This window comes from Dorea sp. AM10-31, assembly GCF_003435815.1.
Lineage (GTDB): Bacteria > Bacillota > Clostridia > Lachnospirales > Lachnospiraceae > Dorea_D > Dorea_D hominis.
In genome coordinates this window covers 122,709-135,603 of sequence record NZ_QTUV01000004.1, presented here as the reverse complement: position 1 = coordinate 135,603, position 12,895 = coordinate 122,709, and the positions used below count along the sequence as shown (strand labels likewise).

Genomic DNA, 12,895 nt, shown 5'->3' with positions numbered 1-12,895 from the left:
ACTTATTTATGTAAACTTTATTTACATACACCTTTTACCGGCACACGAAGCCAGGTCTCATATATATTGTTTTTAAATGGCGCTTCTTCCCCGATTTCCGGAAGATTTAAATTGGTTTGTCCATCCTCTGCTCGTCGCAGAAATCCGGTTTTTAAGTCTTCTTCTGATAAGCAGTAAGTACCCTTCTGATTATCGAATAACTCCGGATGAACCAGATACACTGCTGCGATCACATCCCAGTTATAAAATCCATGGATTCCGTAATCTCCTTCGTTATAACCGAAATAATAATCGGTTTCTCTCAGGATATACTCACCCATCGGGTTATTCTGCCCACCTAATCTCTGCTGATATTCCTCTTTGGTAAATAGCACTTTCAGGCAATTATTTCCTGTAATAATAGAAACATTATTTCCTTTTGTCAGCACCAGATATGTTGCCTTTGGATCACAGGAAAAATTCAATTCATCCATCTGTTTCTTTTCAAAAATCAATGGTTCTGTAATTCCACCCATCAATACAATTTCTTTTACATTTTCAAAGAAATGTTCATCCGCATAATAGGCATGCTTTAGATTCGTAAGCGACCCGGTTGCAAGAATAGAAAGTTCGCCTTTGTATTTTCTTGCCATCTCTGCGAGATAATCTCCTGCCGGACTTTGCTCTGTTCCAGCGGATTCACCACCTTTTTTCACAGTCAGATCTGTGCGGCCGATATCTTTTAACAATTTTTCTGTCTGTGCGTACACAACCGGAAGCTTGTTGTTTCCATAAGTGCAGGTCACCCCATGCACAGTTGCTTCTTCACATCCGAGCAGGTAGAGAAGTGCCAGTCCGTCATCGACATCACAGTCCTTTACGCCCAGTGTATTATCACAGTCAAATATTACATGTTTCATTCTCTCTTACTCCTTTTCTTCCGGAAACAGGCAGATGCTCTCCGGTGCAAATTCTATTCCCGCTCTTGCTCCTTCCTTAAATCCGGCAACATGGATTCTTGCACTGATATCCTGTGCATAGAATGTCTGCTTCTCATCCTGCAAATAAAGATCCACAGTCTCTCCTAAGTACGTCATTTCCCTGATCTCCACAGCAGAACCCTCCGCTATAATTTTTACATCAAAAGGCCGGACAAGAAGCTCGTACTTTCCATCCGCATAACCTTTCGCCTCACAGGAAATATAATCGCTATCAAACTGTTCTTTCTGCACGGTTCCTTCAATATAATTGGCTTTTCCGAAATATGCCGCCACTTGCCGGTTTTCCGGATGCTGGAAAATCTCTGTCGGTGAGGCATACTGCAATATATGTCCGTTGCTCATAAGTGCGATCCGGTCAGACATCTGCAGTGCTTCTTTCTTATCGTGTGTGACAAGGATTGTCGTGATCTTTCGCTCTTTCTGTAATTTTCTGACGAGCGCACCCATCTCCAAGCGTAGCTTTTCATCCAATCCGGAAAATGGTTCATCCAGAAGCAGGATCGATGGTTCACAGGCAAGTGCCCTAGCAAGCGCCACTCTCTGCATCTGTCCACCGGACATTTCTTTGATCTTACGTTTTTCGAATCCCGGAAGCTGTACGTCTTCCAACAGTTTCTTTATGATCTCTTTCTGTCTTGCCTTCGGGACTTTCTTAAGTTCCATTGGAAATGCTATGTTCTTTTCCACTGTCATATGTGGGAACAGTCTTAAATCCTGAAACACGATCACAGTCCCCCGTTTCTCCGGCGCCATATTCTGAATTTCTTTTTCATCCAGACAAATACGTCCCTTTTCAATATCGAGTAATCCGGCTATGCTTTTCAACATTGTACTTTTTCCACAGCCAGAAGCTCCCAGTAAGGAAATTAGTTCGCCGCTTTTGACAGTCAGGCTCACTCTATTTAATATTTTATTTTTTTGAAGTGTTACTTCCAGATTTTCTATTTCTAATTCCATTTCTTATTCACCAATTTCTGTACTTCTTTATCTCTTTTCCACATTTCCCGATCTCTTATGTGTAATATTCTCCGCTTCCATTTTTCGTCCACAACTTACTGATTCCTTCAAATATCGCAAACACGATCAAAGTAATTCCCAGGAAAATCATGCTGTAAATACTTGCGATATTGCGGTCGCCGCCTTGCAGATACGGCACCATAACAATCGCGAATGTCTTGACACTTCCCCCACCGATCAGCAATGTAATGAAATACTGGCTGAACGAAACAATATAAGACATACTCATAGAAGCTAACATCACAGGCATTAACATCGGAAATGTCACTTTGAAAAATGCTTTCCATGGTCCGGCGCCAAGTACTCTTGCCTGCTCTTCGAGTTTATTTCCAACTGCCTCTGTTCCTTCAATCATCAGATGTACTGCATACGGAAGCGAACAAATCGTATGTGCTACGACGACTCCGGTAGCGGTATTGCTCAGTCCCCAGCGTATGAAGGATACTTGGATTCCCATCGCAAATACAGTAGAAGGCACTAAAAACGGCAACATCGAAAGGAAATAAAAGAAGCCTTTTCCTGCAAAATCATACAACACAAGCGCTCTTGCTGTCATTGTGCCTATCATTACTGACAACACACCTACAACAGCAGAAATAAAAATGCTGGATGCAAACAACTGTATTAATTCTTCTTTTCTTCCAAATACTTCATCTAATGCACGAGTAGAAAAAACCTGTGGCAGGAGATTCGGCCATGCCCACCGTTCTGTAAATACCCAGACGATCATCGTCAGTATCGGAAATAGAATGAGAAATACAAATATCCCAAGCAGGATTTTGCCTAAATAACTGTTACTTTTTTTCATTGTGCTCTTTCTTAGCCTTTCTACGATTTAAAATCTCTGTATTTTTCTGCATCAGCCGAAAATATGCAACTGCACAGATCATGGAAATAATAGTAATAATTCCATTCAATGCCATTGCATACGGACGATTTTCAAGATCCGGATGAATGTACTGTGTATGTGCCAGGATCGGTAATGCTTCCGGGGAGGTCGGTCCCAGTAAAAGCGGAAGCTCATAAGCGCCCAGTGCAAATGTAAAAATGATCAGAAAACTGCTGCCAATCGCTCTTCTACAAAGTGGCAGGGTGACTTTCATAAAAGCTTTTCTTCTGGAGGCTCCCAGATTAATCGCCGCTTCTCCAAGGCTTCCATTAATATTTGCCATCAATGCAATGACAAAATATATCACAAACGGAATCTCCTTCCACAAATATGCGATAATGATCCCTACACCATTTGTACTATATAAAAGCTGTACAAAATCCTGCTGCTCTTTGATAAATCCCATTGCACATAAAACTCTTGCAAGCAAACCATTCTGTGAAAGAATATTCACTACAAACAGTGCAACGACTACATGAGGCACAATGATCGGGAGCTGAATGATCCGCATCCCTTTTCCTTTTGTATCTGTATTCATAACAAGTACCGCACATATTCCGACTCCGATCAGAACTGCCAGAGTTGCTGATGTGACTGCAATATACAAGCTGTAAATGATTGATTTTACAATATCCGGTCTGGATAAGATCTCTTTATAATATTTAAATGTTGGTTCTGTAAGACCAAAAGCCGGAATCACCCCAAGACTTTGGGTGATTCCGGTTGCCAGTCCTGCTATAAATATGATTCCAAGTATAATCTGCGGAACCAACAACGCATATGGTATGAATTTTTTCCACATGTATTCTTTTCCACACTTACTAAATCGTTTTTTGCTAAATTATTTGCCGACTACTTCTTCCTGCCAGATCTCTTCGATAACTGGAACAAGCTGTGCAGGCATCTCAGGAAGTCTCTTGGAAAGGAGCTCATCCTGTGCGATAACACCTTTTCCTAAGTCAACATTGTCAAATTCTTTCTTCTGGTCATCAGACAGTTTGTCATAAGATACAACCGGAAGAGTCTTCATCTCTTTGTAACGGCTTGCCTGAATCTCCGGTGACATCATCTCATTGATTGCTACCATTGCTCCGGCTTTGTTAGCAGAGTTTGCTGCGATTGCCATAAAGTTCGTATTACCGATTGTTCCTTTGTCAAACTGGAATGTCTGAGTTGTCTTCGGATAGGTTCCGTTGTCAATTCCTACAGCTGCATCATAAGCGCCATATGTCATATACATAACCAGTTCGCCGTCAGAGTACATCTTCTCACACTTTGTAGAGGAATCCGGGAATGATTTTCCACCGTTCCACAGATATGGATTTAATTTCTTCAGGTAATCCAGTGCTGGCTGAATTGCTTTTTTCACAGTTGCTTTGTCTGCTTTCATATCCATGAACTGCTCGTATCCACCACAGGTTTCATAAATGATATTTCGCACAAATACACTTCCTGTGAAGTCCGGAAGTTTTGGATATGTTACTTTTCCTTTGTATTTCTTGCAGAACTCTAAGAATTCTTCTGCATTCTTTGGAGTTTCTTTTGCAGCAGCATTGTCTTTCATAAATACAAACTGTGCTTTTCCGTATGGTGCTTCGTATCCTTTGATCGGATATGCAAAGTCATAATTTACATCTTCAGACTTGGTGTCAATATATTTTGAGAAGTTAGGAAGCTTGTCTGTAAATGGTCCGTACAGCATGTTTTTCTCTTTTGCTGATTTGAAGTTCTCTCCATTGATCCATATCATGTCGATGTCGCCATCTTTTTTGTTTCCTTCCATTTCTCCGGATAACTGGCTTAAGATCTGATCAATATCCATCGGAACACGTTCCATCTTGATATCGTATTTTTCTTTCATATCCGGTGCGAATACGTCGTCCAGCCATTTATTCAGGACTTCATCTCCACCCCATCCATAAAATGTTACGGTTGAGCCTTTGGCTTCCTTTTTCATGTCATCAAATGACATCTCTTCCACTTTCGAATTTTTCTTGTCCGAAGAGTCTTTGCTGCTGTTGCTGCTGCATGCTGCAAGTGAAAGTGTCATCGTAGTTGCAAGCAACACTGACAAAATTTTCTTTTTCATTGTGTCTCTCCCTTTGTATCATATATTTATGTAAATTTTATTTACATACAAAATGTATCTTTCAGAAACTGATGCATCTTCTCCAGAAAATCTGCGTCCAGATATGCGTTCAATTTCTCAAACGTAGACTGGTTAAATAACATTTTCCCGGGCTCTCTGTACTGTACCCATGCCATGGCACACCATGTAATTCCACGCAGGCAAGTGATTCCTGTAAACTGCATGGCACGTTTCTTCAGTCCTGTGACATCGAATCTTCCGGCAACCGCCCTAATATATGTATCGAGGAAATCTAACATCTCCTCTCTTTCTAACAGCACATCCGTCTTCCAGAATGTCGTTGTCGGTGCCAGAAAATGTCCGAGGTCCTGCGCCGGATCGGCATATAACGGTTTTTCCCAGTCTACGAGATAAGTATATCCCTTCTCATCTACAAGAAAATTCGTATTGTTCAATTCTGTATTGACGCAGCACTGGTAAACCGGCTCATTCGGAATGCTTCTTACAATCTCCCGGCCCGTATCCAGCATCTCACGAATCTTTTCTTTCTTCTCTTCTTCACCAAGCGATGATTCCATATATGTCTTCACCATTTCCTCACACTCATCCAGAATCGCTTCCAGCGGATTCTCCGGTGTGATCAGTGTGTGCATACCTTCTTCCGGCATCTTTACACTGTGAATATCTGCAAGACATTCTGCTGCACCGCCCAGCCCTTTGTGATAATCCAAAGTTGTTCCAGGCAAGAATTCCATGACCATAATGCCATGTTCCAAATACTCCAGACTGCCATCAACATAAAGTGGCTTCGGTGTTCTTCCGGAAGATTCCAGAAGTTTCAATGCGTGAAATTCATATTCAATCTGATGTCTTAAATGCATCTGGCTTCCGCAGTTCACGCGGAGCACCAGTTTCTTACCTGTCACCGGATGTGTAAATACATAATTACGGTTGTATTCACCCTGCGCCAACATCTCATATCTCTCTGTCACTTCCTCCGAAAGCCCCAATACCTCCCGGTAAAAGGGAAGGCGGATATATTCTTTTAATCCTTTAATGCTATCCATATTTATCTCCTAAATTACAATACATCTATCGCACATCCTTATAGAGACTTGCGATCTTCTCGATCGAAACACCATCCCGATACATCTTGCGTAACCGGTTCATCAGCCACATGAGCTTTAATTTTGGAATGATTCCATCCGGGAAACGTCTGTCCGATGTGTAAATACGGTGTCTTGCCATTCCTAAGCGGATACCTTTTTCTTTTAAAGTCAGTGAAAACTGATAATCTTCCAGTATCGGCAGTTCTGCAAACATTCCTGCTTCAAAGAACAGCTCTCTTGTCACGAATATACCCTGATCTCCGAACATGACTTTCCGGTCTTTGATCCGGTGATTGGAAATCACGCGGCATGTCCACATAAAGAAATTTTTTGAATGAAATGCGATTCCAAAACATCCTGCCTGATGGTCTTTCATTACATATCGGATCTCTGGTACAAGTGTAACCGGAATTTCGCTGTCACAGTGCAAAAAACATAAAATATCTCCGTGGCTGTTCTTTGCACCGACATTCATCTGTGCTGCCTTTCCTTTGTCCGAATGATATACCGGAAATGTATCTCCCAGCAATTCCAATGTCCGGTCTGTACTTCCACCATCTACAAATATAACTTCACATTTATCTTTCAGGCCTTCCATCTGCCGTTTCATAGCAAGGATCGTTGTCTCTTCATTGTAAATCGGTATAATAATTGATATCTTCGTTGTACGCATCAGGTATTTTCCAGTCTGCGTTTTCTGTAATTTCGAATTCTCCCGCATCTTCTGCCGGAAAGCTATGACATCTTCTTTTCTGTCAATGTCACTTAATTCCCGGATAAATCCGACCTGTAATCCGACTTCTTTCAGTCCTGCCAGTGTATTTTCCATCACACTGGCATGTCCATAACTCTGCTTTTCGAATACTTCTTTGTGTGGCTCATTCATTCCAACCAGATAGTAACCGCCGTCTTCCGTTGGTCCGAATACAATATCCTTCGTCTCTAATATACGGAATGCATTTTCCATATCTGTGCTGTGAAGTTCCGGGATATCCGTGCCAAATAAAATACAGGAATCATATCCCATCTTCAAAATATCTTTGATAGCGACATACATCCGCACACCAAGGTCTTCGCCTCTCTGCGGAAAATATTTTGCTTCTTTTCCAAAAATCTTACGGATCTTCTTCTCCTTATCTTCCGGCGTGTAACAGACAAAAATATCTGCTGCCGCCTGCTCACATTCTCTCTCAATATCCTTAAGCAGGCAAATATGTACTTGTTCACACTGTTTCGGTGTAAAATAAGGCATCAGTCTTGTCTTTGTCTTTCCCGGAACAGGCACTCGTGTAAAGACGATCACCGCCCGTTTATTCTTCATGTTCATTCTCACTCTCTTCCGGCTGTACATAACGTTTTTTGAGGAATGCGCCCATCGCAAGCACAAGCGCTGCGAGTACGACTGCAATTCCGATATATAAAATTCGATTCTCTTTATCTGCCAGTCCGGCTGTTCCTACTGTATACATTGCCGTTCCCGGCAACATAAAAAGGAGGGAACATACGGAATAGGTCACAAATTTGATATCTGTCACTCCATACGCAAAATTCTGTAAGTTGTACGGGAACAACGGTACCAGTCTTGTGATCATAAGAATAAAGATCTCGTTATTTCCAGATTCATCAAATAACCATTTTTTCAAATATTTGTTCTTCATAGCAGCCGGTTTGATACTGTCTTTCAGGAAAAATCTTCCTGCAATGAATGCAAGCATCGCGCCGATGGTCGTCGCCACTGAACATGCGATTGTTCCAAGCAGCGGTCCAAAGAGGAGACCTGCAGCAATGGCAAATGTAATCCCTGGAAGAGCCAGAGCTACACAGCCTACGATTGTAAGTCCCATGTAGAGAGCCAGCGCAACCGGCAGATTATTCTCTACCATCTCATCGAGCTTCTTTAAATTGTTAATATTTCCGATATATTCAGACCAGCCAAATATATGGTTTAACACAAGAATTACCAAAATGAGTCCAATAAATATGATTAGTTTTATGTGCTTGCCTTGTTTCTTCTCTTCATTCATACCGTTACTTTAAATACCTCTTAATTATATTTTTACAGATATGGGGGCAATGCCCCCACAAATATGATTGTTTTTCCGTGACTACCAGATCACTTTACTATTTAATTTTCAATGTTACTGTACTCTTCTTACCACTTCCGTCAGTTGCTGCTGCGGTGATCTTCACCTTCTTGCCTTTGCCGGCTTTCTTAGCAGTTACTTTACCGGAAGATGTTACAGTTGCATACTTTGTATTACTGCTTGTCCATCTGACTGTTTTATTTGCACCTTTACTTGCAGTTACTTTTAATTTTAATTTTAATGTTTTTCCAGCTTTGACAGATGTTGCTTTCGAAATGCTTACTTTCTTAACGATTCCCTTCATGGAAGTGATCGTGTAAGTACCTTTCACTTTGCTTCCGTCTTTTGCAGTTGCTGTAATGGTAACTTTCTTACCACCTGAATTTTTCTTTAATGTCACATTGCCATATTTATCTACAGTTGCAACTTTTGTATTGCTGCTCTTCCATGTGACTGCTTTGTTTGTCGCATTGGATGGTGAAACCGCTGCGGCAAGCTTCACTTTCTTTCCTGCTGCGACTTTTTTATAAGAACCTGCAACTTTAACTTTTTTCACTTTTACAGTTGCAGGTTTTAATCTGCGATATGTGTATGTGTAATTGCGGCCGGCATCCCCGATCAGATCTTTATCCCATTTTACTGCCGGGCTGATGACCGGTTCTCCCGCTTTGTTTTTCACTACTTCATATCCCGGGATACTCTTCGGCGCAATGTCAAACTGTTGTACCATTGAGATTGCATAAGCCTCATATTTATCCGGTTTTGCAAGGGCTTTTCCTGTGCCCTCTTCTTTGTAATTTACAGTGACTGTTCGAATGTCTTCTTTATCTGTAAATGCGTATTCTGTCTCTTCTCTGATTCCAGTATTATCTACTCTTAATACTACGGACGGACTTTCCAGGAAATGTTTTCCATCCAGTGCTACCTGAATTGTAAATTTCTTAGGTTCGTCTGTTCTTGTGCCGGCGAATCTTGCCGGAAGGACTTCGATCAGCTGACTGTTTCCATCGCCAACTGCTCCGTTCTTATTCATTCCTGCGATTGCAACGAATCGTAAGGTGCCATCTCATTCCGGAATGTCGTACACCGGGAAGATAATTCCATTCTCATCGATGGCACGAACTTTTACTATTTTGGAATCAAGATTTGTTCCATACAGACGAAGAACGGTTTTTAATTCTCCGACCTGTGGGGATACTTTTACTGTAATATCTTTATTGAAATCACCCGTGTTGTCTTTGTTATTACCGGTGATCGTCATTGTTGCCAATGTCTGCTTGGCCGGGTCTGTTCCTTTTGCCAATACAGAAATGATCGCCTTCTTCGCCGGGTTCCCATTGCTTCCTTCGTATACTAACATGCCCTTATACTTTACATTGATCGCATAGGCCATTGTATTGTCTGTCGTATTCTCCGGTACAGTTACTGTCATCTGCAGACCATTCTCTGTCTTTACAACATCAAGCGTTGTTCCGACTGCCGCATCTGTTTCTCCTGCTCCGGTTAAATACGCTTCTACATCCTTCTCAATATCAATCTCATCTACACGTACACCTTTGAGTGTGGCAGTTACTGTTCCACCCTGATAGTCAAGAACCTCTTTACTGAGATCAATCTGGCTGATCGTTGGTTTTGTAGTGATTGACCATGATACTTCTTTGTTATATTTGTTGTCGTCATTTTTTAATGCACCGGCTCCGACATAAAGGCCGGAATCCACTCCAAGTTCGTTTTTCGTAAAATCTTCTTTGAAGCGAACGATAAGCTGATTTCCTTCGATGATCACTTCATCTTCATCTGAAACCGTACGGATTTTCTCGAATGTACCGTGCATTTTCGCAATATAGATTTTGCTCTTAACTCTCTCCATATCCGCATATCCAAACTGGATATCTTCCTTGAAGGTTGCTGTGATCGCATTGGAACCTGTCTGTGCGATCTGCTCTACTGGAAATTCCACCATATCTCTTGTCTTCTTTTCCAGTAAGACTGTTGTCTCAGCCTGTTCCTCAATTGTTTCCCCGTTTTTGACACCTGCTTTGATCTTTAAGTCAATATCATTCCTCATCGGGTTCTCCGGAACTTCGATGATTGCAGTGTCTTTTTTCACTTCTTTGACTGTAGGCTGTATCTTGTTCGATACAGACATTCCTCCCTCTTTCAAAGTCGCATCAAATTCTACTCCCCAGTTTTCGGATGTGAGACCTGTTCCGGTTGCTTTAACCGTAATCGTCCCTCCGTCCTCCGGAAGCGTGTCTGGCGTAGCTTTAACAGCTGTTACTACTGCCTCTTCCTGCGCTGCTTCGTCTTGTGCATGAACAGTGAATCCCTGTCCTGTTCCAGCCAGCATACAGCAGACGAGAGCAACAGAAAGTGCCTTCTTCCATCTGTTGTTTTTCATGTTTTTCCTCCTAAATGACCTGATAGTCTATTATGTAGCGTATCATATTTTCCGGCTTTTCACTAATTGATAAATCCAATAAATATGGCTTATTTATCATTTATATCAATAAATAAGCCATATTTTATATTTTTGTCGTTTTAATCAATAGATTTTCTATCTGTTTCCTTATTCACCGATACTTTTCTTAGATTCCCCTTTAATTTTCTTCTTTAATCGCTTTATTTTCTCATTAAGAGTCAGTAGGAATGCCAGTCTCCTGCGCACCCTGCGAAGCGTATATTTTAACTGGTCTCTGTCATTCATCCGTTCCGTTGCTTTACATAGAAGAAAGTCTCCTGCCGACATCGACTTCATTCGCATGAGATCCGCATACATCCATGGTTCTTCTACCATATCTTCTGTCACGTCCTCCAGATCAACCGCACGCATTCCCTCCTCTTTCAGAAAATCATACAATTCTTGATAAGCAGCAAAAGAAGTCTGTATATTCAAAGACCGAAACAATCCTCTTATCATCTTATTGCGAAAACTTTTCTCTACCAACGCAAAATCATCTTGCTTTTTCAACTGTTCCCATGTATAACGATACGATTCAAATGGGCATTTCCATGTCTCTGATGCCTGTGACGTTAAACTTCCTGGATTGTTCATTCTATAATAAGCAAGCTCTTTACTGACCGTTGTAATCCGCTCTGCCTGATACATTGCCTGCATGACAAATGCAGTATCATTTCCCTGCCGGATATCCTGGAATGTAATCTCATTTTCCACAATGAACGCTCTGCGAAGCATTTTATTCCACAGCATGTTCGATGCAAAGCCAAAGATATCCCCCGGTATGTCATATTTATTAAATGGATCTTTCTCCGGCAATTTATCTTTTTGCAGATATCCGCCTGTTTCATATAATTTGCCGTCCCCGCGAAATTCACACACTTCACAGACACAGATGTCTGCCTGCACCTGCTCGGATTTGTGATACAGTTCCTCCAGTGCTTTTGGATGAAACCGGTCATCTGCATCCCAGAACACAACATATTTCCCCACTGCACATTCCAAACCTTTGTTTCTTGCAACTCCGGCATTGTGCTTTTCCTGCTCGATCAGATGGATTCTCGGATCTTTCTCCATGCGCTCACGTATAATCTTAATGGAGTCATCTTCTGATCCGTCACTGACGCACAGAATCTCAATCTCCCGGAATGTCTGCGCTTCTACAGAATCCATCATCTCTTCCAGGTGACTCTGCGCATTATGAAAAGGAATGATCACTGATACCTTCGGCACATGCTCTCCCGACTCTTCTCTGACATTATTCACTTGTATCATTTTTTTATCTTCGTTCTTATCTCTGCTCCTGTTCATAAACTCTCCAGCTTTTCTTTCGAATATTCTGATACTTGCGGTATTCTCCCTTCTGGTAAAAATAAAACGCTTTTTTTCCGTCTATTCCCAGTTCGTGAAACCAGGTTTTCTTTAATATCTGGTACAGTTCTTTCTTCTTTGGGCCATTCAGCGTCTCCAGATTCCAGAGCGAAAAATGCAATGCATAATTGATATAGTCCTGCTCCAGTTCATGATAGAGTCCTCTTTTTTTCAACTCCTCTCGAAGTTCCAGAAGTGCTTCATAAAAGCAGGTCCATGACTGTTCTCTTGTGTTAGACAGCGAATTCTGATTGTCTCTGCGCTGATGGATGAGTACTTCATCCAGAATCTCTATATTCTTTGCGGTCACAATAGCAAGGAAGGTAAATAGCAGATCGTTTGATGTGCGCTGTTCCTGGAAATAAAGCCTCTGTTCCTCTACAAAGCTTCGAAGAAAAAGCTTGTCCCATGTCCATCCGACAAATACTTTGAATACATTATCGGTAAACTGTCGGTAATTCATCGGGCGGTATGGAGGAAGTGCATGCCGCCTGATCGTCCATGCCACACTTTTGTACTCGCCGGTTGTTTCGTAGTATTGATCTGATCCAAACACCAGAAGCTCTGCCCGACTTTCTTTTGCTTTTTTATATGCTTTTTCCAGCATATCCGGTTCAAAGAAATCGTCTCCATCCAGAATGGATAAATATTCTCCTCTTGCAATGCGAAGTCCTGCATTTCTCGCCGCTCCGGCGCCGCCGTTCTCCTGACTGATTATTTGGATACGGCTGTCTTTTTCCGCATATTTTTCAAGAATCTGCTGTGTCCGGTCTTTCGATCCGTCATTTACACATATGATCTCAATCTCTTTTAACGTCTGTCCGATGATACTGTCCAGACATTGCGCAAGATATGTTTCTCCATTATAAACCGGAATGATCACCGATACTTTGCACAT

The 12,895-nt window shown here is 41.7% G+C and carries 12 protein-coding genes; all 12 read right to left on the bottom strand.

The annotated features are described in order from the left end of the window. Window positions 1-17: 17 nt before the first annotated feature. Entirely contained in the window at window positions 18-899 is an 882-nt protein-coding gene (locus DW125_RS08450; RefSeq protein WP_117537830.1) for a nucleoside hydrolase, read from the bottom strand. A 6-nt stretch (window positions 900-905) separates the two neighbouring features. Then, a complete protein-coding gene (locus tag DW125_RS08445; protein ID WP_117537829.1) occupies window positions 906-1,937 on the bottom strand; it encodes an ABC transporter ATP-binding protein in 1,032 nt (343 codons plus the stop codon). Between the two features lie 55 nt (window positions 1,938-1,992). Beyond that, window positions 1,993-2,805, bottom strand: coding sequence for an ABC transporter permease (locus DW125_RS08440; RefSeq protein ID WP_117537828.1), 813 nt, complete (start codon window positions 2,803-2,805; stop codon window positions 1,993-1,995). Then, complete coding sequence (locus DW125_RS08435; RefSeq protein ID WP_117537827.1) at window positions 2,792-3,688, bottom strand: ABC transporter permease; 897 nt, start codon at window positions 3,686-3,688, stop codon at window positions 2,792-2,794. Before DW125_RS08435 ends, DW125_RS08440 begins: the two co-directional genes overlap by 14 nt. Before the next feature lie 39 nt (window positions 3,689-3,727). Continuing rightward, the gene (locus tag DW125_RS08430) at window positions 3,728-4,975 is read right to left on the bottom strand and encodes an ABC transporter substrate-binding protein (RefSeq protein WP_117537826.1); all 1,248 of its coding nucleotides are present in this window, start codon (window positions 4,973-4,975) and stop codon (window positions 3,728-3,730) included. A 41-nt stretch (window positions 4,976-5,016) separates the two neighbouring features. After that, complete coding sequence (locus tag DW125_RS08425) at window positions 5,017-6,042, bottom strand: phosphotransferase family protein (RefSeq protein WP_117537825.1); 1,026 nt, start codon at window positions 6,040-6,042, stop codon at window positions 5,017-5,019. Window positions 6,043-6,067: 25 nt separating this feature from the next. Beyond that, on the bottom strand, window positions 6,068-7,411 hold the full coding sequence (locus DW125_RS08420; protein WP_242992931.1) for a TIGR04283 family arsenosugar biosynthesis glycosyltransferase: 1,344 nt from the start codon (window positions 7,409-7,411) through the stop codon (window positions 6,068-6,070). Next, window positions 7,395-8,108, bottom strand: a complete 714-nt coding sequence (locus tag DW125_RS08415) for a TVP38/TMEM64 family protein (RefSeq protein ID WP_117537824.1) — start codon at window positions 8,106-8,108, stop codon at window positions 7,395-7,397. The genes DW125_RS08420 and DW125_RS08415 overlap by 17 nt, the downstream gene beginning before the upstream one ends. Before the next feature lie 97 nt (window positions 8,109-8,205). Further along, window positions 8,206-9,201, bottom strand: a complete 996-nt coding sequence (locus DW125_RS08410) for an Ig-like domain-containing protein (RefSeq protein ID WP_117537823.1) — start codon at window positions 9,199-9,201, stop codon at window positions 8,206-8,208. A gap of 33 nt (window positions 9,202-9,234) precedes the next feature. Beyond that, entirely contained in the window at window positions 9,235-10,569 is a 1,335-nt protein-coding gene (locus DW125_RS08405; RefSeq protein ID WP_117537822.1) for a hypothetical protein, read from the bottom strand. A gap of 168 nt (window positions 10,570-10,737) precedes the next feature. Then, window positions 10,738-11,937 (bottom strand): glycosyltransferase family 2 protein, encoded by a 1,200-nt coding sequence (locus tag DW125_RS08400; protein WP_117537821.1) that lies wholly within the window; start codon window positions 11,935-11,937, stop codon window positions 10,738-10,740. Further along, window positions 11,918-12,895 carry a glycosyltransferase family 2 protein gene (locus tag DW125_RS08395; RefSeq protein ID WP_117537820.1) on the bottom strand — a complete coding sequence of 326 codons (978 nt, stop codon included), beginning with the start codon at window positions 12,893-12,895 and terminating at the stop codon, window positions 11,918-11,920. Before DW125_RS08395 ends, DW125_RS08400 begins: the two co-directional genes overlap by 20 nt.

What these genes read in the sequence shown, in the direction of transcription:
- DW125_RS08450 (WP_117537830.1), bottom strand. Translation starts at nt 899, where the DNA reads ATGAAACATGTAATATTTGACTGTGATAATACACTGGGCGTAAAGGAC.
- DW125_RS08445 (WP_117537829.1), bottom strand. Translation starts at nt 1,937, where the DNA reads ATGGAATTAGAAATAGAAAATCTGGAAGTAACACTTCAAAAAAATAAA.
- DW125_RS08440 (WP_117537828.1), bottom strand. Translation starts at nt 2,805, where the DNA reads ATGAAAAAAAGTAACAGTTATTTAGGCAAAATCCTGCTTGGGATATTT.
- DW125_RS08435 (WP_117537827.1), bottom strand. Translation starts at nt 3,688, where the DNA reads ATGTGGAAAAAATTCATACCATATGCGTTGTTGGTTCCGCAGATTATA.
- DW125_RS08430 (WP_117537826.1), bottom strand. Translation starts at nt 4,975, where the DNA reads ATGAAAAAGAAAATTTTGTCAGTGTTGCTTGCAACTACGATGACACTT.
- DW125_RS08425 (WP_117537825.1), bottom strand. Translation starts at nt 6,042, where the DNA reads ATGGATAGCATTAAAGGATTAAAAGAATATATCCGCCTTCCCTTTTAC.
- DW125_RS08420 (WP_242992931.1), bottom strand. Translation starts at nt 7,411, where the DNA reads ATGAACATGAAGAATAAACGGGCGGTGATCGTCTTTACACGAGTGCCT.
- DW125_RS08415 (WP_117537824.1), bottom strand. Translation starts at nt 8,108, where the DNA reads ATGAATGAAGAGAAGAAACAAGGCAAGCACATAAAACTAATCATATTT.
- DW125_RS08410 (WP_117537823.1), bottom strand. Translation starts at nt 9,201, where the DNA reads ATGAATAAGAACGGAGCAGTTGGCGATGGAAACAGTCAGCTGATCGAA.
- DW125_RS08405 (WP_117537822.1), bottom strand. Translation starts at nt 10,569, where the DNA reads ATGAAAAACAACAGATGGAAGAAGGCACTTTCTGTTGCTCTCGTCTGC.
- DW125_RS08400 (WP_117537821.1), bottom strand. Translation starts at nt 11,937, where the DNA reads ATGAACAGGAGCAGAGATAAGAACGAAGATAAAAAAATGATACAAGTG.
- DW125_RS08395 (WP_117537820.1), bottom strand. Translation starts at nt 12,895, where the DNA reads ATGTGCAAAGTATCGGTGATCATTCCGGTTTATAATGGAGAAACATAT.